17 protein-coding genes are annotated in these 22,765 nt (G+C 64.9%); 10 read left to right on the top strand and 7 right to left on the bottom strand.

What is annotated here, in order from left to right:
- Positions 1 to 132: 132 nt before the first annotated feature.
- The gene (locus tag AB7532_RS25325) at positions 133 to 1,023 is read left to right on the top strand and encodes an outer membrane protein (RefSeq protein WP_441237413.1); all 891 of its coding nucleotides are present in this window, start codon (positions 133 to 135) and stop codon (positions 1,021 to 1,023) included.
- A 74-nt stretch (positions 1,024 to 1,097) separates the two neighbouring features.
- On the opposite strand, the gene AB7532_RS25320 is transcribed toward AB7532_RS25325, so the two are convergent.
- Positions 1,098 to 2,291, bottom strand: a complete 1,194-nt coding sequence (locus AB7532_RS25320) for a CaiB/BaiF CoA transferase family protein (RefSeq protein WP_441237412.1) — start codon at positions 2,289 to 2,291, stop codon at positions 1,098 to 1,100.
- A 221-nt stretch (positions 2,292 to 2,512) separates the two neighbouring features.
- On the opposite strand from AB7532_RS25320, the gene AB7532_RS25315 reads away from it, so the two are divergent.
- Positions 2,513 to 3,505: a glycosyltransferase family 2 protein gene (locus AB7532_RS25315; RefSeq protein ID WP_441237411.1), complete on the top strand. Its 993-nt coding sequence runs from the start codon at positions 2,513 to 2,515 to the stop codon at positions 3,503 to 3,505.
- A gap of 19 nt (positions 3,506 to 3,524) precedes the next feature.
- Positions 3,525 to 4,430 carry a hypothetical protein gene (locus AB7532_RS25310; protein WP_441237410.1) on the top strand — a complete coding sequence of 302 codons (906 nt, stop codon included), beginning with the start codon at positions 3,525 to 3,527 and terminating at the stop codon, positions 4,428 to 4,430.
- On the opposite strand, the gene AB7532_RS25305 is transcribed toward AB7532_RS25310, so the two are convergent.
- Together AB7532_RS25305 and AB7532_RS25300 are read right to left on the bottom strand one after the other, a co-directional pair.
- Positions 4,427 to 5,092 carry an acetyltransferase gene (locus AB7532_RS25305; protein WP_441237409.1) on the bottom strand — a complete coding sequence of 222 codons (666 nt, stop codon included), beginning with the start codon at positions 5,090 to 5,092 and terminating at the stop codon, positions 4,427 to 4,429. The two genes, AB7532_RS25310 and AB7532_RS25305, sit on opposite strands and share 4 nt — an antisense overlap.
- Before the next feature lie 21 nt (positions 5,093 to 5,113).
- Entirely contained in the window at positions 5,114 to 6,076 is a 963-nt protein-coding gene (locus AB7532_RS25300; RefSeq protein WP_441237408.1) for a methyltransferase domain-containing protein, read from the bottom strand.
- A gap of 241 nt (positions 6,077 to 6,317) precedes the next feature.
- Between AB7532_RS25300 and AB7532_RS25295 the strand changes: the two genes are divergently transcribed.
- Complete coding sequence (locus AB7532_RS25295) at positions 6,318 to 7,172, top strand: class I SAM-dependent methyltransferase (protein ID WP_441237407.1); 855 nt, start codon at positions 6,318 to 6,320, stop codon at positions 7,170 to 7,172.
- 6 nt (positions 7,173 to 7,178) lie between these two features.
- Here AB7532_RS25295 and AB7532_RS25290 read toward each other — a convergent pair whose 3' ends face one another.
- Entirely contained in the window at positions 7,179 to 7,391 is a 213-nt protein-coding gene (locus AB7532_RS25290; protein ID WP_441237406.1) for a hypothetical protein, read from the bottom strand.
- Between the two features lie 275 nt (positions 7,392 to 7,666).
- On the opposite strand from AB7532_RS25290, the gene AB7532_RS25285 reads away from it, so the two are divergent.
- Both AB7532_RS25285 and AB7532_RS25280 read left to right on the top strand, forming a co-directional pair.
- The gene (locus tag AB7532_RS25285; protein WP_441237405.1) at positions 7,667 to 10,024 is read left to right on the top strand and encodes an FG-GAP-like repeat-containing protein; all 2,358 of its coding nucleotides are present in this window, start codon (positions 7,667 to 7,669) and stop codon (positions 10,022 to 10,024) included.
- Positions 10,025 to 10,540: 516 nt separating this feature from the next.
- A complete protein-coding gene (locus AB7532_RS25280; protein WP_441237404.1) occupies positions 10,541 to 11,461 on the top strand; it encodes a right-handed parallel beta-helix repeat-containing protein in 921 nt (306 codons plus the stop codon).
- A 71-nt stretch (positions 11,462 to 11,532) separates the two neighbouring features.
- Here AB7532_RS25280 and AB7532_RS25275 read toward each other — a convergent pair whose 3' ends face one another.
- Complete coding sequence (locus AB7532_RS25275; RefSeq protein ID WP_441237403.1) at positions 11,533 to 12,222, bottom strand: WbqC family protein; 690 nt, start codon at positions 12,220 to 12,222, stop codon at positions 11,533 to 11,535.
- Positions 12,223 to 12,425: 203 nt separating this feature from the next.
- Here AB7532_RS25275 and AB7532_RS25270 point away from each other — a divergent pair, with 203 nt between their 5' ends.
- The 3 genes from AB7532_RS25270 (at position 12,426) to AB7532_RS25260 (ending at position 17,852) form a co-directional block, all read left to right on the top strand.
- Positions 12,426 to 12,965 (top strand): tetratricopeptide repeat protein, encoded by a 540-nt coding sequence (locus AB7532_RS25270; protein WP_441237402.1) that lies wholly within the window; start codon positions 12,426 to 12,428, stop codon positions 12,963 to 12,965.
- A gap of 388 nt (positions 12,966 to 13,353) precedes the next feature.
- Complete coding sequence (locus AB7532_RS25265) at positions 13,354 to 15,414, top strand: LamG-like jellyroll fold domain-containing protein (protein ID WP_441237401.1); 2,061 nt, start codon at positions 13,354 to 13,356, stop codon at positions 15,412 to 15,414.
- 302 nt (positions 15,415 to 15,716) lie between these two features.
- On the top strand, positions 15,717 to 17,852 hold the full coding sequence (locus tag AB7532_RS25260) for a beta strand repeat-containing protein (protein ID WP_441237400.1): 2,136 nt from the start codon (positions 15,717 to 15,719) through the stop codon (positions 17,850 to 17,852).
- Positions 17,853 to 17,964: 112 nt separating this feature from the next.
- Here the strand turns inward: AB7532_RS25260 and AB7532_RS25255 are convergent, their stop codons facing one another.
- Together AB7532_RS25255 and gspD are read right to left on the bottom strand one after the other, a co-directional pair.
- Entirely contained in the window at positions 17,965 to 18,546 is a 582-nt protein-coding gene (locus AB7532_RS25255; protein WP_441237399.1) for a prepilin peptidase, read from the bottom strand.
- Positions 18,547 to 18,565: 19 nt separating this feature from the next.
- A complete protein-coding gene (gspD, locus tag AB7532_RS25250) occupies positions 18,566 to 20,941 on the bottom strand; it encodes a type II secretion system secretin GspD (protein ID WP_441237398.1) in 2,376 nt (791 codons plus the stop codon).
- A 135-nt stretch (positions 20,942 to 21,076) separates the two neighbouring features.
- Here gspD and AB7532_RS25245 point away from each other — a divergent pair, with 135 nt between their 5' ends.
- Complete coding sequence (locus AB7532_RS25245) at positions 21,077 to 22,765, top strand: GspE/PulE family protein (RefSeq protein WP_441237397.1); 1,689 nt, start codon at positions 21,077 to 21,079, stop codon at positions 22,763 to 22,765.

Below are 22,765 nucleotides of genomic sequence, written 5' to 3'. Positions count from 1 at the left end.
CGCCTGTGTCGTTCGAACGGCCGACGTTCGAACGCAGGACGCGAAGCCAAAAACTCTTCCCTAGTGTCACCGCACTGAATCGCCTGCGCCTTGCGAGCAGGCGAGCAATGCCGTTTCTCGAGGGAAGAACTGATGACACGAACTTTGCTGGTTGCGGCCGCGATCGGAATGCTGCTCGCGCCAGGTGCCTTCGCCGCCGATCTGGCGGTGCCGCGCATCTACACCAAGGCGCCGCCGGTGATCGTCGATCCCACCTACAATTGGAGCGGCTTCTACGCCGGCCTCAACATCGGCTACGGCTGGGGCCGCTCGGCCACGACCGCGGATTTCATCGACAGCGGCGGCGGCGCACTGCTGAGCTCGAGCGCCGGCACGTTCAATCTCGACGGCGTCACCGGCGGCGGACAGATCGGCTACAACTGGCAGCGCGACATGTTCGTGGCCGGCTTCGAGGCCGACTTCCAGGGCAGCGGCCAGAAGGGCCGTTTCGCAGGCCTGTGCGCGGGCGCGCCCGACGGTGTGCAGGACGGCATCTGCACGCCGGGTCATCGCGGCGACAACACCTTTGATCCCGCGCTGCCCGTGACGCTCAATCTCACCCAGAAGCTCGACTGGTTCGGCACCGTCCGCGGCCGGCTCGGTGTTGCCGTGACGCCGCGCGTGCTGGTCTATGGTACCGGTGGTCTCGCCTATGGCCGCGTCTCGACCTCAGGCAGCGTGAATGCGATCAATGTCGGCGGCTTCCCGGGCGCCGACGGCGGCACGTTTACGCCGGTCTCTGCGACCTTCAGCAGCAGTACGACGAAGGTCGGCTGGAGCGCAGGCGCCGGCATTGAAGGCGCCTTCGCCGACAATTGGAGCGCGAGACTCGAATATCTCTATGTCGATCTCGGCACCGTCTCGGGCGCGCTCCCGACGCCTGTGATCGCTCTCAGCGGCGCGCCGCTGGTGGTCGGCTATCGCACGCACCTGACCGACAACATTCTGCGCTTCGGCGTGAACTATCGCTTCAGCGGCACCTGAGCCGCGACACAGCTCCGCAGATCAAAAAAGCCCGGCGCGAGCGCCGGGCTTTTTTGTTTGGCGACGTGAGGCGTTCACACCACCTTGGCGTCGCGAAGCTTCGCAATCTCGTCGGCATCGAAGCCGAACTCCTCCAGAACCTCGCCGGTCTGCTCGCCGAATTCCGGCGGCCGCGCCACCATCCTGCTCGGCGTGCGCGACAGCGTCACGGGCTGGCCGACCAGGCGGATGTGGCGGTCCTCGTCGTTGGGCACGTCCTGCGCGATGCCGAGATGCCTGACCTGCGCGTCGTCGAACATCTGGTCGATGGCGTAGATCGGTCCGCACGGCACGCCGGCGTCATTGAACTCCTTGACCCAGGTCTCGGTCGACTTCGTCACCGTGCGCTTCTCGATCTCGGCGTTGAGCGCGTCGCGGTTCTTGGAGCGGCTGGGGGCCGTTGCATAATCGGGATGGCTGTACAGCTCGGGCGCGCCGATCGTCTGCGCGCAACGCTCCCAGATCCGTCCGCCCGTGGTGGCGATGTTGATGTAGCCGTCCGAGGTCTTGAACACGCCGGTCGGAATGCTGGTCGGGTGGTTGTTGCCGGCCTGCTTGGCGACATCCTTCTCCATCAGCCAGCGCGCGGCCTGGAAGTCGAGCATGAAGATCTGGGCCTGGAGCAGCGAGGTCTGTACCCACTGGCCCTTGCCCGAGACCTCGCGCTCGAGCAGCGCGGTGAGGATGCCCATGGCGCAGAACAGGCCGGCGGTGAGGTCGGCGACGGGAATGCCAACCCGCATCGGGCCTTCGCCCGGCGCGCCCGTGATCGACATCAGCCCGCCCATGCCCTGCGCGATCTGATCGAAGCCCGGCCGCTTGTGATAGGGCCCGTCCTGGCCAAAGCCGGAAATGCTGCCATAGACGATGCCCGGGTTGATCTCGCGCAGGCTTTCGTAATCGATACCGAGCTTCTTCTTCACGTCGGGGCGGAAGTTCTCGACCACGACGTCGGCCTTGGCGGCGAGGCGCTTGAACACCGCGAGCCCGCGCTCGTCCTTCAGGTTCAGCGTCATCGCCCGCTTGTTGCGGTGCAAATTCTGGAAGTCGGAGCCGCGCCGCGGCCCGCCCGGCTGCTCGCCGCCGGCATCCTCGGTCAGCGCGTCGATCTTGACGACATTGGCGCCCCAATCCGCGAGCTGGCGCACGCAAGTGGGCCCGGACCGGACGCGGGTCAGATCGAGCACGGTGAAGCGCGACAGGGCTTCCGAGGCATGCGGAAAAGGCATCGTGAAAGGCTCCGGGACAGATTGCGGCGCCACCATAGGGCCGAAACATCATGCGGCAAAGTGTCGGCCGGCGCAGCCAGCCATGTCCTATCCTGATGCCCGATCGCGATGCCCGGTTTCGACGCTTGATTCAGCCGCGATCCCACGCCTAGATTCCCCTTGCGCAGGCGAGGCGAGTGCGGCAAATCCCGCAACGCTCCGTGGCTTCAAGGGATGTTCCGGTGAAATTGTCCATCGTCACCACCCTCTATCGCTCGGCGGCGACCATCGACGCGTTTTATCGCCGCGCGATCGCGGCGGCCGAGCCGATCACGCGCGATATCGAGCTGGTGATGGTGAACGACGGCTCGCCCGACGACAGCCTTGCGCGCGCCGTGGCGCTGCACGAGGCGGACCCGCGGGTCGTGGTGATCGACCTCTCGCGCAATTTCGGCCACCACAAGGCGCTGATGACCGGCCTCGCACAGGCGAGCGGCGACCTCGTCTTCCTCGTCGACAGCGATCTGGAGGAGGAGCCGGAACTTCTGACGCGGTTTCACGAGCGGCTGGCACAGGGCGATTGCGACGTGGTGTACGGCGTTCAGGAGATTCGCCGCGGCCGCCTGTTCGAGCGCGTCACGGGCGAGCTGTTCTTCGCGCTGGTCGATGCGCTCAGCGACCAGTCGCTGCCGCGCAATGTGCTGGTGGCGCGGCTGATGACGCGGGCCTATGTCCGCGCGCTGCTCGCACATGTGGAGCGCGAGTTCCTGATCGGAAACCTGTTTCAGCTCGCCGGATTCCGCCAGGCGGCGCTTCAGGTCACAAAGTTGTCGACCTCGCCGACGACCTATTCGTTCCGCATGCGGCTGGAGATGGCGGTCAAGCACCTCACCACCACCTCGTCGCGATTGCTGTATTACGTGATGTATGGCGGCATCGCGATCTTCATGATGTCGCTCCTCGCGATCCTCTACATCGTGGCCCGCTATTTCACCTCCGGCATCGGCGTCAGCGGCTTCGCCTCGCTGATCGTCTCGATCTGGTTTTTCGGCGGCCTGACGATCCTCATTCTCGGCATCATCGGCATCTACGTCGCCGATATCCTGATCGAGACCAAGCGGCGTCCCTATACCGTGATCCGGCAGGTCTACCGCGCCGACGCCGCCGCCAAACTGATTCATGTGGCCGCGCGCGATCCGCGTGCCGATGGCCATGCGGCGAGCGGCCGCTCGTAGGGTTGGACTGGCTTATTCGATGCAAACCTGGGAAAAAATCGGCTTCATCTTTCGGCCCGACGGGCATGATCCGCGGATGCTCAGCCATGCGACGCTGCCGACCGCGGAGCTCGTCACCGGCGACGTCTACCGGATCTATTTCAGCGCGCGCGACGCGCAGAACCGTTCCTCGACCTTCAGCGTGGCGGTTGATCTCAACCGCCCGCAAGAGCTGCTCGAGCTGAACAGCCAGCCGCTGCTGGAGCCCGGCGAGCTCGGCGGCTTCGACGACAGCGGCGCAATGCTGTCCTGGATCGCGGATGCGGGCGCGCGCGGCAAATATTTCTACTACGCGGGCTGGAATCTCGGCGTCACCGTTCCGTTCCGCAACGCGCTCGGGCTGGCGGTGGTCAAGGACGGCCGCGTCGTCGAGCGTTACCGAGGACCGGTGCTCGATCGCAGTCTGACCGAGCCGCATTTCGTCGGCGCCGCCTGCATCCTGCGCGAAGACGCGCTGTTCCGCTGCTGGTACCTGTCATGCGTCGGCTGGGAGCAGGCCGAGCCGCGTCCGGTGCACCGCTATCATCTCAAATATGCCGAGTCGGACGACGGCCTGACCTGGCGCCGCGACGGCACCGTCGCGATCGACTTCTCCTATCCGGGCGAATACGCCATCGCGCGGCCCTCGGTGATCAAGGACGCCGGCGGCTACCGGATGTGGTTCAGCCATCGCGGCGCGCATTACCGGATCGGCTATGCCGAGTCCGACGACGGCATCCGATGGACCCGCAAGGATTCGGAGGTCGGCCTCGCGGTCTCCGACAGCGGATGGGACAGCGTTAGCCTCTGCTATCCCTATGTGTTCGACCACAAGGGCACGCGCTTCATGCTCTACAACGGCAATGAGTACGGCAAGTCCGGCTTCGGCCTCGCGGTGCTGCGCTAGATCTTGCGCAGCCGCGTGCTCGGCACGCCCGACCGCTCCGTGCCGCGCGGGGCGACGACCGCAAAATCCGGCTGGTCTTCGAGCACGAGTGCGCCCGCGCCGAGCACGCATTGCCGGCCGATCCTGACGCGATCGCGGATGGTGACGTTGACGCCGACGAAGCTGCCCTGACCGATTACGACGCCGCCGGAAATCACCGCGTGCGAGGCGATGAAGACGTCGTCCTCGATGGTGGAATGGTGGCCGATATGGTTGCCGCTCCACAGCGTGACATTGGCGCCGACCCGCGCGAAAGGCTGGATGGTGTTGTCTTCGAGGATGAAGCAATTGTCCTTCAGCTCGAATCCGTCGAACACGGTGGCGCGGCTGCTGAGATAGGACACCAGCCGGTAGCCCATCGCCCTGGCGGCCTCGACCTTGGCGAGCCGCAGCGCGTTGACCTTGTTGTAGCCGATCGAGACGAAGAGGCCGAAGCGCTCCGGCGGGAACCTTTCTGCCACCTGCTCGAAGGGCACCAGCGGCCGGCCGCGAAAGCTGTCCGCATTGCAATAGGCCTGGTCGACGGTGAAGCCAGCGACCTCGCACGCGGAATCCTGCGCGAAGTAGAAGTCCGCAAGCTCGGCGATCTCGCCGTTGCCGAATATGACGATCTGCTGCTTCACGCTTGTGCTCCCGGACAAACGCTAACCGGTTTCGGTCGCCTTGCGCAACGCCTTCTCCAGCCACGCCACGATCGACAGCCCCTCGGCGGCCGCCTGCTTGACGATCGTCTCGCGCAATTGCGGCGAAACGCCTTCGAGCCGGCCGAAATAGCGGGTCCGGTGGGAGCCGCCGCGCCATCCGGGAAATTCGACGTCGAGGTCCAGCTGCGGCTCACCTGCGCCGACCTCGAACGAGATCAGGTAGAACGAGCCGTTCAGCACCCAGCGGCAACTGACGTCGCGCGCGTTGACCGGGATTTTGTCGAGCGGCGCGACATGCGCGAACAGGGGATTCGAATTCTTCAGGATCTTTGCGAATTCGGTCTCCGCAAGCCACGGGCCGACGCTCTCGTCGCCGGCGACGACACGGCCGCCCGGCTTCACCACCCGCGCCATCTCCCTGAGTGCACCGGCGATGTCGGGAAACAGATTGAGGCCGCCGAAATGAAAGGCCGCGTCGAAGAATCCGTCCGGGAACGGCAGCCGCATCGCATCGCCGCGGAACAGGCGGATGCGGCTGAAATCGGCCCCGGAATCCTGCAGCCGCTGCTTGCCGATCGCGAGCATCTCGTAGGAGAGGTCGCCGGCGTAGACGGTTGCGTCCCTGCGCAGCAGGTGAACGGTGTCGCGGCAGGTCCCGCAGCCGATCTCCAGCACGCGCGCGCCGGGCCGCAGCATCAGGCTTGCGGCGAAATCCTCGCGGACCGGCTCCTCCTCGGCGAGCAGCATCTTGAACATGACGCTGTTGCCGAGATCGTATTCGTGCGCCCGGGTGCGGTAGAAATCCTGGTTGCCGTGCGGCGGTTCCTCGCTGCCGGTTGCGGGAACGAAATCGGGGATGCCGTCGTGGATGGGATAGCGCACGCCGTCGGCCCGGACGAGCGCCGAGCCGTCCGCGGCAGAGGTCAGGGGTTGGTGGTTTTCCGGGCTAACGAAATCGAGCACGCGGCATTCCGGTTTGGGTCAGGTCTTCCGGTTTCTACAGTCTGGGCCCCAGCGTGTCACGTGCGACGCGCCGGTGGTCCGCCGATCTGGTCAGGGCAGGGTGCGCTGTTTATAGTCACGCTCATGCAGGATCACCGCGCTTGCGGCCGAGACGGGCCGTCGATTTCCAGAATTCAATGACATGACGGACGCAATCTCCGGCCGTCGATGCCTGGCCTGCGGCGCGATCGCGGCCGTTGCCGTGGACCAGCCGATCTGGCCGCTCGGCGCACGCTGCCCCGCCTGCGCGCACGCGATCGCGCAGCGGGAGGGGATTGCGAGTTTTGCACCCGAACTGGCCGATACGATCAGCGGCTTTGATCCCAAGGCCTTTGACGAACTCGCCGCGCTTGAGCCCGGGCATTTCTGGTTCGTGGCGCGCAACGAACTGATCGTCAGGCTCGCCAGCAAATATTTCCCGCAGGCGCGGCGCTTCCTGGAGGTAGGCTGCGGCACGGGTTTCGTGCTGCGCGCTATCGCGAATGCGCGCGACTGGGATCGGCTCGCGGGCTCAGAGTTGCACCCGTCCGGCCTCGCCCATGCGCGCAAGCGCCTGCCTGATACCGTCGAGCTCGTGCAGATGGACGCGCGGAATATCCCGGCCACGGGGCTATTCGATCTCACCGGCGCATTCGACGTGATCGAGCACATCGCCGATGACGAGGCGGTGCTCCGGGCCATGCGCGGCGCGACTGCGATGGGGGGCGGCGCCATCATCGCCGTGCCGCAGCACCGCTGGCTGTGGAGTCGCAGCGACGAGGTCGCGCATCACGAGCGGCGTTATGACCGCGGCGAGCTGGAGCGGAAGCTGCGCCGGAACGGCTTCGAGGTGCTATTCTCGTCGTCCTTCACCGCTCTGCTCCTGCCGCTGATGGTCGCGAGCCGCGCGCTTGGCCGTGGCAAGCAGAGCAGCGAGAGCGTCAATCACGAGTTCATGCTGGATCAACGCATCAACGGCCTGCTCACGGCCATTCTGCGCCTCGAGGTCCGGATGACGCTTGCCGGCCTGGCCTGGCCGGCCGGCGGCAGCCGCGTCGTCGTTGCCCGGGCGGTCTGACGCTGCTCAGCGCGACAGACGCCTGAGGTCGGCGCGCGCCTTCTCGGCGAGCGGATCGTCGCCGTGGCGCGCAATGAAGAGCTCGTAGGCGTCCGCCGTGTCCTTGCGGCGGGCGGCCTCGTACTCCTCGGCAACCGCGGCGGACGGATCGCGGGCGGGCGGAACCGACGGTGAACGGGCCGCTTTGCCGCTTTCGGCCGCTTTGGCTTTGCCGTCCATCACAGGCAATCCTCCAGAGCTGGCGAGGGCCAGCAGGGCGCCAAGCATGACGGCTGACCGTCGGGCTATTTTCATGGTTTTCTTCGCAAATCCATCGTGCCGCCCGGTCAGAATCGTTGCCGCATTCCCGTGCGAATACGGAATTTGATGTTTAACGGCTCGTTACGCAAGCCGCAGGCAGCCTTTGCCCAAATTAAACCAAACGTATCAATCTCAAGCTAGAATCGCTTGCCTGCGCGCCGAATCGCATGGACGCGCTGCTTTCGGAGAGACCCTTGGCCACCACTGTTACCGTCAGTGCCACCAACAATGCTGATATCGACGGCCTGCTGGCGGGCGTCAAATGGTCCGGCACGATCAGCTACAGCTTTCCCGATGCCTCGAGCGACTACACCAACCCCTATAGCGGAGGCAGCAGCGAGCCGACAACGTCGGGCTTCGCCTCCGCGCCGAGCGCGATGCAGTCGGCGATCAACTATGCGATCGGACTGATCCTCAGCTACACCAACGCGACCATCCAGTACAACGGGACCGGCAGCGCCGACGTCATGATCGCGCAGTCGCCGTCGGCCAATCCGACCTCGTACGCCTACTATCCCGGCAACTATGCGGCCGGCGGCGACGTCTGGTTCGGCACCAAGTACAATTACTCGCTGGCGCAACTCGGCAATTACTATTTCACGACCGCACTGCACGAGCTTGGTCACGCCTTCGGCCTCAAGCACAGCCAGGAGACCGGCGGCGTCGCCAACGTCGCGGTGCCGAGCGCGCATGACGACAGCGAATACACCGTCATGAGCTATCGCAGCTATGTCGGTGCTTCGGCGTCGACCGGCTACACCAATGAGGCCTACGGGTATCCGCAGACCTACATGGCCAACGACATTCTCGCGCTCCAGACCCTGTACGGCGCGGATTTCACGACCCAGAACAGCAACACGGTTTACACTTGGAGCCCGACGACGGGGCAGGAGTTCATCAACGGCGTGGCGCAGCTCGCGCCGGGCGGCGGTGTCGGCGGCTCGGCCAACCGCATCTACGAGACCGTCTGGGACGGCGGTGGCGTCGACACCTACGATCTGTCGAACTACACGACGAGCCTGAGCATCAATCTTAATCCCGGCGCCTCGTCGGTGTTCTCCACCGTGCAACTGGCCAATCTCGGCAACGGCCATTACGCCTCGGGCAACGTTTACAACGCCTATCTCTATAACGGCGACGTGCGGTCCTACATCGACAACGCCATCGGTGGCTCCGGCAACGACACCATCCTGGGCAACGCCATTGCCAACGTGCTGACCGGCGGCTCCGGCGACGATACGCTGACCGGCGGCGGCGGCAATGACACCATCATCGGTGGTATCGGCAACGATACGGCGGTGTATTCGGGCAACGCAGCCAACTACGTCATCGTCTATAATTCGGCCACGCAGACCTTCACAGTCGCCGACCAGCGTTCGGGCGCCCCCGACGGCACCGACACGATCTCCGGTGTGGAGTATTTCCAGTTCGCGGACGGCACGGTGACCAACGCCGCGCTGGCCGCTGCTTTTGCCGCCAGCCACACTGCAACCCGCGAGCCGGATTTCAACGGCGATGGCAAGACTGATCTGCTGTTCCTCAATGACACCACGCATGGCGTCACCGTCTGGGACATGAACGGCGCCGCAGTGCTCGACAGCGCCCAGGTCGGCACCTCGTCAACCGGCTCCCATTTTGCCGCGAAAGGCGACTTCAACGGCGACGGCAAGTCTGACCTGTTGTTCCTGAACGACCCGACGCACGAGCTGTCGGCGATGCTTATGAACGGATCGCAGGGCACCGCGCCTGCCGTCATCGGCGCCATCTACGCCGCAGGCGGATGGCAGTTCGCCGACGTCGGCGATTTCAACGGCGATGGCAAGACCGATCTCCTGTTCGTCAACGCGACCACCAACGGGATCGCGGAGTGGCAGTTGAACGGCACGCAGATCGTTACCGGCCCGCAAGTCGGCGTCGCGCCATCAGGCTTTCATTTTGCCTCCACTGGTGACTTCAATGGCGACAGCAAGACCGACCTGCTGCTTATCAACGACACGACCCACGACGTCCAGATGTGGCAGATGAACGGCACGCAGGTTTCGTCTGCGACCACAATCGGCACGATCAACGCGGCGGGCGGCTGGCATTTCGAGGCGACCGGCGACTTCAACGGCGACGGCAAGACCGACCTGTTCTTCATCAACGACACCACCCACGGTGCCGCGGTCTGGTTGATGAACGGCAGCCAGATCACCGCAGGCCCGCAGATCGGCACGATCAACGCGGCCGGTGGCTGGCAGTTTACCGACGTCGGCGATTTCAACGGCGACGGCAAATCCGACCTGCTCTTTCTCAACAGCGCGACCCGCGGCGTGGCCGTCTGGCAGCTCAACGGGACGCAGATCACCGACGGCCCTCAGGTCGGAATCGCTGCTTCAGGCGACGTCTATGCGGGTTTGCAGGACATCAACGGCGACCATAAGTCCGACATCCTGTTCGAGAACGCGAGCACCCACGCGCTGACGGTGTGGCAGATGAACGGCACCCAGGTCGCAGTCAACCAGCAGATCGGCACGACGGACGCCGCCGGCGGCTGGCATCTCGTCACCTGACGCATCGGGATCGCATTGCAGGTCGAACGTGAGGCATGTGCGATACCTTGTCACAGGCCGCGCCGACGCGGCGATGTCGAACCTCCGTCTACAAGTGAACATTCGCGAATAACGCGATCGATTTCAATGGACGCGAGGGCCTGTGATGACTGACGAAATTCGTCGCATCTCTCCGCGATCGAGACGCGGCGGAAAAAAGCCTCGCGCGACTTGAACCTCCCTGTGGTTGCAAAGACCAATCCAAGCAGGTTCCGACGTGCGGTGGGCTAGCGTCAGATCATTGTGGATGAATCATTCGATCTCCACGACGGCATGTCGCAAAGCTTTCAGCGATCCGAGATAGAACTTGCGAAATAACAATAAGCCGGCGACAAGACGAGAATTGCGCTAATTTGACAGGGGGCCTGTCAGTTTCGAAAACGCTTCCATTGTCCCATGCCTTCCCGAGCTACGAGTATCGGCTCGCGGAAATTCTGAATTACCAAGCAAACATCAATGCTTTAAAGGAGATATCCCATGCGTCGCATTGCCTTGGTGGCTTTGGCCGTCGGACTGTTCGTTCCACTCCTCGCGTCGGCACCAGCCAACGCACAAGCGACCCGAACCTGGGTGTCAGGTGTCGGTGATGACGCCAACCCCTGTAGCCGCACCGCACCATGCAAGACCTTCGCAGGTGCGATCTCCAAGACCGCGGCCGCCGGCGAGATCAACTGCCTGGATCCGGGCGGCTACGGCGGGGTGACCGTCACCAAGTCGATGACGATCTCCTGCGAGGCGGGATCGGCCGGCGTGCTGGTGTCCGGCACCAACGCCATCATCTTCAACGGCGCCGCGACCGATTACCTCTTCCTCAAGGGGCTCGATATTGAAGGCCTGGGAACGGGTCTCAACGGAATCCGCTTCCTGGCGGGCGGCTTCCTGCATGTCGAGGATTGCGTCATCCGGCGCTTCACGGGCAACGGCATCCTGATCGAGGCCGGCGGCACGACCGGCTTCGAAATCACCCGCACGACGGTGTTCAGCAACGGTAACGGCGCGACCGGCGCCGGGATTCGCATTGCGCCGGCGGCTGGCGGCACCAGCAAGGGCGTGATCAACCGCGTGGTTGCGGATCGCAACACCTTCGGTATTGCCGGCGATGCGAGCGGCGGCAGCGTCAGGCTCAACATCGACGACAGCACATCGACCAACAGCACGCTTGCCGGCATTATCGGCGTCGCCGGGTCCGGAACCGCGGAAGTGATGGTGATGCGCGCGACCGCCTCCAACAACGGCACCGGTATCCAGAATGCCGGCGGAACCACCAACATCCGGGTCGGCTCGTCTGCGATCCAGGGCAACACCACCGGCGTGTCGGGCACGGTGTCGTCCTATTCGACGAACCAGATCGACGGAAACAACACCAACGGCGTGACGACGCCGACTGCGCTGCACTAGCAGTCTCGTAACGGCAAGCAACGAAGGCCCCGGACGATTGCTCGTCCGGGGCCTTTCTCATGCCGCAGGCATCAGGCTGACCGGTCGAGATAGCGTGCCGCCTGCGGTCCGGTGTTGAACAGCAGGTCGAGCGCCGTCACTTGATGCACGAAATCGCCGTGCAGCTGGGTGTATTCGGGATAGCCGGTGTAGCTCATCCACTCCGTCGTCACGCCGGCGCTGCGGAACAGGTCTTCGTCGAAATAGGCGCGTGCCGAGGGGCCGCTGAGATAGCGATCGGCGCCCGCGGCGCGGGCGATGGCGAGCAGCCGCTCGGTCTTGGCGCCCTGCGCCGGATAGGCGGTGTCCCGCGTCATCCGCGTCGTGATCCCGAGCAGGCCGGCAATGCCGTGCAGGAAGATGGCGTTGATGTCGGTCAGCCGCGTCTCGCGCTCGGCCTGTTCGTACCAGCCCCTTACCATCGGCGCGACATCGTCGAAGAACGCGGCGCGGCGATAGGCGAGCTCGATCGCGCGCCAGTGCTTCTCGGCCCAGGGATTTGCGATCTCGACCTCGTCGATCGGCTGCTCGAAGCGGCCCTTGACCACGACGGGGATGGTCAGCCAGGTCGGACCGTTCGCCGTCTTGATCAGGTTGCGATTGTGCCAATGCCTCTTCACGTACTGGGCGCGGTCGAAGAGGACGTATTCGTCGCAACGCCGGATCAGATCGAAAAAGCCCTTCCAGGGGATGTAGCAGGACTGGATGATGCAAATCCGCAAAACGTGCGATCCTGTGCCCGTAACGGCCGCTCCCGCGCATCGATCGCGGTGGCCGGGAGTTATTTCGAGGAGAGCCTCGCTCGCCTTATAGTCGGACCGGACCTGCACCCAAAGCCTCAAATCGCCGGGTGCGGCCAGGTCGGCGGTGCTCTGGATTCCCTCGCTTCGCCGGACTAGTCTCGCGGCATGAGGGAAGGAACGGCATGACGTTTTTCGGCGGATATGATCCTGAGCGCCGGCGCCATGCCGGACTGTCGCGACGGGCCCTGGGGGCCGTCGCCGTGCTTCTGCTCCTGACCGCGATGCCGATGCAGGCCCAGTCGTTCCGCCAGGGCCTCTCCGCCTATCAGCGCCAGGACTATGCGACGGCCTCGCGTATCTTCATTCCGCTCGCCGAGCGCGGCAATGCGCCGGCGCAGACCTATCTCGGCTTCCTGTTCGAGACCGGCCGCGGCGTGCCGCTGAACTACACGGAGGCGGCGATGTGGTACCGCCGGGCGGCGGAGCAGGGCGACAGCCGCGCCCAATATTCGCTGGGCCTGCTCTACGACCGCGGCCAGGGCGTGCCGCGGGACATCGTCGAGGCCTCCAAATGGCTCAATCTGTCGACGGCCGCAGCGCCGCCGCCGGTGCGCGAGGCGAGGGTCCGGGTCCGCGATGCCGTCACCACCAAGATGACCCGCGGAGAGATCGCCCAGGCCCGCCTGCGGGCCCTGGAATGGGCGCCGAGCCGCGAGCACTGACCTTCCGGCGTCTCGCCCTCCGCGACCGCTGAACAAAAAAGTCGAAAACAACCCCATGCACAGTAGGCGATGACCGCGGGCGCTCGAGCCCGCGCCTGCGCCGGAATGGCGATTTGTGGAGATATCGCCGTGTCTTGGTCCATCGCGCCTCGACCGAGGGAATGCGCGGTGCGGTTGCCGCGCTCCGCGGGACGATCACAGGCTGTCTTTCTCTGCCGAAAAGTCGATCCGGATCGGTCAGCCGCCACGCGGCGTGACTCCCCGGCAGGACGCGCGCGACCGCTTGATAACATAATGAATGATACATTTCCTTAATCTGAATGTTAATTGCGGTCGCTAGAGACCCGCCTACTTCGCAACTCCGACCGAGTAGGATTGGACTTCTTCGATGAGCAATGACGATATCGACCGCGCTGGAAACGATCGTTCCGGCGGCAACACTTCCATGCGCCAGTTGATCGATCGCCGCGCGGTCCTTCAGGGCGCCGCCAGCCTTTCCGTGCTGGCGCTCGGCGCGGGCGCGGCAAAGGCGCAGACCAGCCCTCCGTCATTGACCAGCTTCTCGATTGCGGTGCTGCCCGACACGCAGTTCTATTCGCGTTACGCGACGACCGACGAGAGCCAGCAGTTTCAGAAGGCCTATGGCTCGACGCCATACGACGCGCAGACACAGTGGATCGCCGACAACGCCGCGAAATACGGCATCCGCTTCGTCATCCATCTGGGCGACGTGGTCGATCAGCAGAACAAGCCGAACCAGTGGATCATCGCCGACGCCGCGATGAGGAAGCTGGAAGATGCCAAGGTCCCCTATTCGATCCTTGCCGGCAACCACGACGTCGTCACCGACAACGACTACCATAATCCCTGGGATCAGAATTCGGGTACCGACGCCCAGCGCAGCCTCAACGCCGAGCCTTATTTGAAGTGGTTCCCGTCGAGCCGCGCGGCGCAGCAGTCGACGTTCCGCGAGCGCGACAGCAGCGGCTTCCACGAATACCACATCTTCCAGGCGAACGGCGTGAAGTTCATGGTGCTCTCGCTGTCCTGGCGCATTTCGGACGGCGCCATCGCCTGGGCACGCGACGTGATCGATCGCAACCCGACGCTGCCGGTCATTTTGTCCAACCACCAACTGCTCAACATCGACAGCGACGGCCTGACGCCGCTCGAGACCGACTACGGCAAGATGCTGTGGGAGACGCTGATCCGTGACAAGGATCAGATCTTCATGACGCTGAACGGCCATTACCATGGCGCGTCGTATCTTTCGAAGACCAATAATTTCGGCAATCCGGTCCACCAGATGGTGGTCGACTATCAGATGGACTATCAGGGCGGCAACGCCATGATGCGGCTTTACGAAGTCGACTTCACCAACAACAAGATCGACGTGATGTCGTTTTCGCCCTGGGTGGTGCAGAAGCCGAAGAACACGCTCAACCAGTTCGATCACGCCGAACTGACGGCGTCGAACAACAGCTTCTCGATTCCGATCAATTTCAAGAACCGATTCGCCCGCTTCACGCGCTTTAGTCCGAGCAAGGCGCTGACCGGGCCGGCGATCATTCCGACCGTGCGCACCGACCTGCTCGCCGGCTACGTCGATCCGCCGACACCGGAAGTCGCGCTGCCCGCGGATACCGAGGACTATCCGCACGTCGCCGATACCGTGGCGCACTGGCGCGTGCCCTCCACGGTTGTCAACGGTCAGAGCGTCCCGATCGGGGGGATCCTGCCTGACGTCGCCGGCGGCAACAATCTGATGCGTGCGGCGCTCGTCGCATCCGCCCAGCTTGGCGACGTGGTGTGGACCACGGACAAGCACCGTCTGTCCTCCGCCGCGGGCAGCGTGGTGTTCCTCAACACCGACAACACGGTCGGTCGCCTCAACGCCTTCCTGACTTCGTCCGCCGCCTCGCTCAACGGCCGCAGTTTCTGGAACGGCTACACGGTCGAGGCCTTTGTGAAGATCCCGGCCGGCTGGACTGCAAACCTGCACAAATGGGGCAATATCCTTGGTCGCGTGGGCAACCGTGGCAACGTTCCCGGCGGCTATCAGGGCGGCGATCCGGAGGCGTCGAGCGTTCTGTTCGCCATCTCGAACCTGCGCGAAGTGCAGTGGGAAGCGGTGCCGGCGTCCGTTTCGCACTACGCACAGACCAACTGGTCGGGCGAGATCATCCGCGACAGCTGGTATCATGTCGCGATCGTCAACGATCCGGCGACCCTCACCACCACGCTGTACATCGACGGCGCGCCGGTGCTGCGCAACGTCGGCAATGCGGCGATCGGCATGCGCTCGCAGAGCACGCCTCAGCCCTGGATCCTCGGGGCCGGCTGGTGGAACGGCGTCCTGGCCGACGGCTTCTTCGGTGCGGTCGGAGAGATCCGCATGGTCTACCGTCCGATCGGTCCCGACCAGTGGCTGACCGCGCGCCGGAGCTGATCTGATCGCGCCTGATGGCGCGATCATCGACGAAGACAAAGTGGAGCTCGTTGCGACGAGCTCCACGATCTTCTGCTGCATTCGCTGCGACAGCGATCGCGCCCCGTTCGGGCGGTGCTGCGCAATGCCTGCACGCAGACTACTGCAATCCACACCGGCGCCGCGTCATTCACACAATACATAACATATCATCAAATATGTGATATATTGCGATGCAATACGGGCGCTCTCGCAACTTATTGCCGTCAACCGGCGGACGACATCCGCTGTCGGCACAGTTTGAATGAAAGCGATCCAGAACTATGGCTGCTCCCGTTGTAAAACTCGGCTCCGAATTCTCCGTCCCCACCAACACCTCCGGCAGCCAGGAGGCGCCTGTCGTCACCGGGCTCGCCAATGGCGGCTTCGTGGTCACCTGGGATGACACCAGCGGCGCGCTGGGCGATGCCAGCGGCACCGCCATCAAGGCGCAGATCTATGCCGCCGACGGCAGCAAGATCGGTTCGGAGTTCCGCGTCAACACCGAGACCAATGACGACCAGATCGCGCCCGTGATCACCGGCCTTTCCAATGGCGGTTTCGTCGTCACCTGGTTCGACAACAGCCAGACGCTGGGCGACAGCGAGGGTACCAGCATCAAGGCACAGGTGTTTTCGGCCAACGGCACGCCGGTCGGATCGGAAACCCTCGTCAACAGCTCGACGTCCTATTCGCAGTTCGCACCCACCGTCACGGGTCTTGCCAATGGCGGCTTCGCCATCACCTGGACCGACGACAGCGGCGAGGGCGGCGACGACGACGGCACCAGCATCAAGGCGCAGCTGTTCGCGGCCGACGGCAGCAAGGTCGGCTCGGAATTCCTCGTCAATACCGAGACCGGCGGCAGCCAGGACAACGCTGTTATCACCGGGCTCGCCAATGGCGGGTTCGTCGTGACCTGGGAAGATCTCAGCGGAACGCTCGGCGATGACGATGCGACCAGGGTCAAGGCTCAGGTCTTTGCCGCCGACGGCAGCAAGGTCGGTGGCGAATTCCTGGTCAACACCGCGACCAGCTCCGACCAGCTCAAGCCGACCGTCTCGGCGCTGCCCAATGGTGGCTTCGTCGTAACCTGGTACGATTTCAGCCAGACCGGCGGCGACACCAGCGGCAGCAGCATCAAGGCGCAGATCTATGCGGCCGACGGCAGCAAGGTCGGCGGCGACTTCCTCGTCAACACCACGACGGCCAACTCGCAGTTCACGCCCGCGGTAACTGCGCTCAGCAACGGCGATTTCGCCGTCGCCTGGCAGGACTGGAGCGGCACCGGCGGAGACGCCAGCGGCAGCAGCATCAAGCTGCAGGTGTTCACGGCGGATGGTCGCAAGGTCGGCGCTGAATTGCTGGTCAACACCAGCACGACGTCCAACCAGCTGCATCCCTCGATCGCCGCCTATGCCGACGGCCGCTTCGTCGTCACCTGGCAGGATGCCAACGGCACCGACGTCAAGGCGCAGGTCTTCTCGGTCGATACCGTCAAGCCGGTGCCGGTGTTGTCGGCCGTGGATGCGACAAGCCCCTGGGTTGCCGGGCTGTCCGGTTCGGTCGACGCCGACGCCGCCGGCCAGACCCTCACGTTGCGCGACGGCACGTCGCAAAACGCCAGCTGGAGCACGACGGTGACCGTCGGCAGCAACGGCGCCTGGAACGCCGCGCTGTCCTGGGAGCAGTTCAACACCGCGGTCGATCTCGTCGTCACCGACGTCGCCGGCAACACCGGTGTCTCGAACTACGTGTACGGCACCGCCAGCGGCCGCACCTTCGGCGCCGGCAGCCATCAATACATCTACGGCACGGCGACCGACTACGTCATCGGCGACGGCGCGCAGCAGCAGGTCTATGCGGGCGGAACGGTCATCGGCACGACCCTGAACGCCGGCGGCGTGCAGGTCGATTGGGGCAACGCCATCGGCACGACAATCAACGGCGGTGCTCAGTATGTCTGGGGCACGGCCAGCAACACCACGATCGTTGCGGGTGCGCAGTATGTCGGTGCCGGCGGCAGCGCCAGCGGCACCACCATCGGTGCGGGTGGTCTGGAATACATCCACACCGGCGGCACGCTGACCGACGTCACCTTCGGTGGCGCCTCGGCGAGGCTGGTACTCGACCAGTCGTCGGCCTTCAGCGGGACGATCTCCGGCTGGCAGGATGGCGCACAGCTCGACCTCGGCGACATCGCCTTCGGCGGCAACACCTCGCTCGCCTATGCGGCAAACGCCGGTAACACCGGCGGCACGCTGACGGTCACCGACGGCGTTCACACCGCCGCGCTGCAACTGCTCGGCCAATACAGCGCGGCCGACTTCGCGCTCGCCGCGGATGGCAATGGCGGTTCGATCATCACCAATCCGGTGGATCAGCCCCAGGCCCAGCTCTCCATCTCGCACGCGGCGTAAGCCGAGGGCGAAGCCAAGGCGGATCCGCTCGGGCAAACGAAAGCAGATCAAAGGGGCGCGCCTCATTGGCACGCCCCTTTTGATTTTCCGCTGTTCATTATGGATGCCTGACCTAGCCTGGCCAGCCGCCAAGCCAGTTCACGTACCAGGTTTCGCCGAGCCAGCCGACCCAGATCGCCGGCGCCAGGAACAGGCCGAACGGCAGGAAGGCCGTGCCGCGCAGCCGCTCCCTTCGCAGAGCGGCACTGGCGAGATAGGCGGCGATCGCGGCCAGCGCCGCAAGCTCGATCACCGCGACCACGGCCGCCAGATCGAGCCAGGCCCCGCAGACTGCCCCGAGCTTGACGTCGCCCAGCCCCAGCCCGTCGCGCCCGCGCCAGCGCCGGTAGAATGCCATCAGCAGCAGCAGCGGGACGGCCACGGCCGCCGCACGGGCCAGCGGCCAGAGCAGGGCCTCGATGCCGACATCGGGCACGAACGCGGCGGCGCGGAACAAGGCGAGCGCGAAGGCAGCGGCCGTCAGCTCGTTCGGGATCAGGTACTCGCGGGCATCGTTTGCCGCGATCGCGAGCATGAGGGCGGCGAGAAACGCGCCGTACAGGCCTTCGGTGCCCGGCGCGATGGCGAGGCTGGCGAAGACGCCGAGCAGCAGGGCGATGCTGAGCGCGAGCGCGGGGCCCGTTCCCTCATTCACCACCTCGTCCGTCACAAGACTAGCGCGCCGCCTTGGGCGGGTTCACGGTGACGACGGGATTGCTGGTGCCGACCAGGCGGCTGTTCATCTTGCTGCGCATCTCCTCGGCGATGACATGCGCATCGACACCGTCCTTGATCACGGTCGGGCGGATGAACAGGATCAGCTCGGTGCGGCTGCGCGCGTTGGTCTGGTGCGAGAAGGCATCGCCCACGCCGGGAATGGAATCCAGGATCGGCAAGCCCTGGCGTTGCCGGTTCTCGGTCTCGCTGATCAGGCCGGCGAGCAGCACGGTCTGGCCGCTCGTCACGGCGATCGAGCTCTTGACCCGGCGCTGCGAGATCGTCGGAGTCAGCGAATTGGCGCTGCCGGCGGCGATGTTCGAGATCTCCTGCTCGATGTCGAGCACGACATTGCCGTTGGCATTGGCGCGCGGCAGCACGCGCAGGATGATGCCGGTGTTCTTGTAGTCGATAGTGTTGACCACGGTGTTGTTGGCGGTCAGCACGGTCGCGGTGCCCGTCGAGAACGGCACCTGATCGCCGACCTGCAAGGTCGCCGGCTGGTTGTCCAGCACGACCAGTGACGGGTTCGAGAGCACCTTCACGTTGGTGACGCCGTGCAGCGCGTCGAGCACGACACGCGGCGAGTTCTCGGCGCCGATCAGGAAATTGAAGCCCGGCAGCGCGCGGCCGAGCAGTGCCCCCGCCGCGGCGTTGACGGCGTTGCTCGTCCCCTCGATGTTGCTGCCGATCGTGCTGGAATTGCTGACGCCGGAGGTGGTGTTGGAGATCGAGCCCTGCTTGCTGGCGAGGAAGAACTGCACGCCGTAGTTCAGCTGGTCGTTCAGCGTCACCTCGGCGATCGTTGCCTCGATCGCGATCTGGCGCTGCGGCCGGTCGATCTGCCGGACGGTCTGCTCGACGATGCGCTGCGCCTCCTGGTTGGCGTAGACGAGGACGGCGTTGTTGGTGACGTCGGCGGTGATCCGTACGTTCTGGAGAATGCCGTTGAGGCCGGGTTTCGCCCCGCTGCTCGACAGGCCGCTATTGTCCTGCGCAGGCGTTGCCGAATTGGCCGGAGCAGGGCGGGCGCCGAGCGCCGACCCGGCGGGTCCGGAGACCGGGGTTGCGGCGCCGGCAGCGGCCGTCGGCAACCCGCTGAGCGCTGCCACCGGACCGCCGGACGAGGAGGTCGAAACCCCGGCGCCCGGCGCGACCTGGCTCGAAGCGCTGTCGAATGTCGAGCTGCTGGTCGCGCTCTGGCTGAGCAGCATGTCGTTCAGCATCGCTACGATCACCTTGGAATTGCCGTAGCGCAGCGGATAGGATTTCAGGTTCACGCCCTCGGTGTCGGAGCGATCGAGCCGCGCGATCCAGGTCTGCGCGCGCTTGAGATATTCCGGCTTCTGGCTCACCACGAGGATCGAGTTCTGCCGCGAGATCGGCTGGAACTTGATCATGCTCTGGCTCATGCCGCCTTCGCCCGAATCCATGATCTTCTCGATCTCGCTGATCACGGGCTCGGGTGTTGAGTTGCGGATCGGGAAGATGCCGACGGATTGTCCGCGCATCCAGTCGGCGTCGAATGACAGAATGGTGTCGACCGCGGTGGCGCGATCGGATCCGCTGCCGCTGACGAGCAGCGTGTTGCGGGCGCTGTCGGGCCGCACGGTCGAGGCCTTTACGCCGAAGGCATCGAGCAGTTTGAAGATGTTCTGGGCCGAGACATAGCGCAGCGGCACCACCGTGATGCCCTGGCCGGCCGCTGCATTCAGGGAGCGGTCGACGCCGCCTGGACCGGCTTCCGGCGCCGGCAGCAGGCGATAGCCGGTACGGTCGCGGACCAAAGCGACACCCGACATGCGCAGCGCGTTTTCGAGCACGTAAACCGCGTCCGCCTTGGGCACCGGCCGCACCGAGGCCAATGTGATAGTTCCTTGAACGCGCGGGTCGATCGTGTAGCCCACGTTTAATACGTCACCAAGGATGACCTTTGCGACGGTCGCGACCGGGGCGTTCTCGAAATTGAGGTCGTAGCCGCTGCCGCCGGAATCGTCGCGTTCGGGCAGCGCGCCGCCTTGCGGCGTTGCACCATCGCTGAGATAGATCGCCGGCTTCGACGATTTGGCCTGGGCAATGCCGCCTGAGCCGGTGTCCCCAGGTTGCCGTGGCTGGAGATCGAGGGAGCGGATCTTGTCGGCGATGTCTTGCGCGCGGGGATCCTTGGGGTCCGCCTCGATCGACTGGTCGGCCGTGACGATGCAGGCGGCGAGCAGGAAGGCGGAAGACAACAGAACGAGCGTTCCAGGCAACGCTGAGCGAAGGCGCAAAAGCGGCTGGACCACTTCAAACAAAATACGCCTACCAACGCTGGATGTGACTGGAAATTGCATCCGATCCCCCTCGGTCCGGACGCGCAATAATTTGCGCCACGATTATGTTTTTGCTAACAAATAAGTCAAGGGTAAAGGACCTTCGTTCACCGCGGAGGCTGTTGCTTTCAGGTAACAAGGCAAGCTGTGAGTGCGATGCGAGACCTTTCCGCAGAGAGCTTCCGGCAGCATCTCCTCGAAAAATTTTCTTTGCCCCCGCGGGCGCGCGCCCATGTGGACAACTCGGCCAATCCCGCGCTGACCCGCCCGCTGCTCGAATTGTGGGAAGCGACCGATCTGTCGGCCGCCGAATTCGCGGACGAGGTGTCCGACTATTTTGGCCTCGCGCGGCTCGGCCTGCCGCAACTGCTCGCGACCACGCCGTGCCTCGACGGCTTTTCCCGCCGCTTCCTGCGTGAATCCACCATCTTCCCGTTCCGCGCGCCCAACGGCGGCTATCGGCTGGCGGTCGCCGATCCCTCCGACACCGCATCGGTTCGCGCCGCCGAGATCGTGTTCGGCGAGAGTGTCGAGGTCGTCGTGGCCTCGTTCGAGGACATCACCACGGTGCTCGACCAGCGCACGGATGCGGCCGATGCGAAGGCCGAGGACGGCGTGCGCAGCATCGCGCAGCAATCCGACGACGATATCGAGAGCCTGCGCGATCTCGCCAGCGGTGCGCCGGTGGTGCGCGCGCTCAACGATCTGCTCGAGCGTGCCGTGGATCTGCGCGCCAGTGACATTCACGTCGAGCCGTTCCGCGCCGGGCTCACCGTGCGCATGCGCGTCGATGGCCTGTTGCGTGCGCTGCCCTCGCCGCACGGCATCCCGCCGCAGGCGCTAATCTCGCGCATCAAGATTCTCGCCAGCCTCAACATCGCCGAACGGCGCCTGCCGCAGGACGGCGCCGCGCGCGTGCGCGTCGGGCGCAGCGAGCTCGACGTTCGCGTCGCGACCATGCCGACGCAGCATGGCGAGAGTGCCGTCATCCGTCTGCTGCCGCGCGACCGCGGCCTGCTGGAGATGGGCAAGCTCGGTCTTCTCACGCGCGACGAGAGCGTGATGACGCGGCTGCTCGCAATGCCGCACGGCATGATCGTCGTCACCGGGCCGACCGGCAGCGGCAAGACCACGACTCTTGCCACCATGCTGTCGATCCTCAACGAACCGACGCGAAAAATCCTCACCATCGAGGATCCCGTCGAATACGAAATCCCCGGCATCAACCAGTCCCAGGTCAAGCCGTCGATCGGGTTGACCTTTGCCACCGCCATGCGCGCCTTCGTGCGCCAGGACCCCGACGTGATCATGGTCGGCGAGGTCCGCGACGCCGAGACCGCGCATATCGCGATCCATGCCGCGTTGACGGGCCATCTCGTGCTGACGACGCTGCACACCGAGACGGCGGCGGCCGCGGTGCCGCGCCTGATCGATCTCGGCATCGAGGGCTTTCTGCTCAAGTCCACGCTGCGCGCGGTGGTCGCGCAGCGGCTGGTGCGCATGCTCTGCGACCGCTGCAAGGTGCCGCACGCGCTGACCGAGGCCGATCTCGCCAAGGATCCACGCTTTGCGGTGATCGGCTTCAAATGCGGCGAGGTCGTGCATGAGGCCGGCGGCTGCGAACGCTGCGGCGGCACCGGCTATCGCGGGCGCAACGGCGTGTTCGAGATCCTGGAAATGTCCGACGAGGTGCGCACGCTGATCGGCCCGCAGACCGACTCCCACTCGATCGATGCCGCCGCGATGCAGGGCGGCATGACGACGATGCTGGAGGATGCGGTCGCCAAATGCCGCGCCGGGCTGACCACGGTGCCCGAAGTCTTCCGCGTCACGACGGTGCGCTAA

Origin of the sequence: Bradyrhizobium sp. 930_D9_N1_4, assembly GCF_052076015.1 — a bacterium.
Lineage (GTDB): Bacteria > Pseudomonadota > Alphaproteobacteria > Rhizobiales > Xanthobacteraceae > Bradyrhizobium.
This window is presented reverse-complemented; position numbering and strand designations above follow the sequence as displayed.

What these genes read in the sequence shown, in the direction of transcription:
- AB7532_RS25325 (WP_441237413.1), top strand. Translation starts at nt 133, where the DNA reads ATGACACGAACTTTGCTGGTTGCGGCCGCGATCGGAATGCTGCTCGCG.
- AB7532_RS25320 (WP_441237412.1), bottom strand. Translation starts at nt 2,291, where the DNA reads ATGCCTTTTCCGCATGCCTCGGAAGCCCTGTCGCGCTTCACCGTGCTC.
- AB7532_RS25310 (WP_441237410.1), top strand. Translation starts at nt 3,525, where the DNA reads ATGCAAACCTGGGAAAAAATCGGCTTCATCTTTCGGCCCGACGGGCAT.
- AB7532_RS25290 (WP_441237406.1), bottom strand. Translation starts at nt 7,391, where the DNA reads ATGGACGGCAAAGCCAAAGCGGCCGAAAGCGGCAAAGCGGCCCGTTCA.
- AB7532_RS25280 (WP_441237404.1), top strand. Translation starts at nt 10,541, where the DNA reads ATGCGTCGCATTGCCTTGGTGGCTTTGGCCGTCGGACTGTTCGTTCCA.
- AB7532_RS25270 (WP_441237402.1), top strand. Translation starts at nt 12,426, where the DNA reads ATGACGTTTTTCGGCGGATATGATCCTGAGCGCCGGCGCCATGCCGGA.
- AB7532_RS25265 (WP_441237401.1), top strand. Translation starts at nt 13,354, where the DNA reads ATGAGCAATGACGATATCGACCGCGCTGGAAACGATCGTTCCGGCGGC.
- AB7532_RS25260 (WP_441237400.1), top strand. Translation starts at nt 15,717, where the DNA reads ATGGCTGCTCCCGTTGTAAAACTCGGCTCCGAATTCTCCGTCCCCACC.
- gspD (WP_441237398.1), bottom strand. Translation starts at nt 20,941, where the DNA reads ATGCAATTTCCAGTCACATCCAGCGTTGGTAGGCGTATTTTGTTTGAA.
- AB7532_RS25245 (WP_441237397.1), top strand. Translation starts at nt 21,077, where the DNA reads ATGCGAGACCTTTCCGCAGAGAGCTTCCGGCAGCATCTCCTCGAAAAA.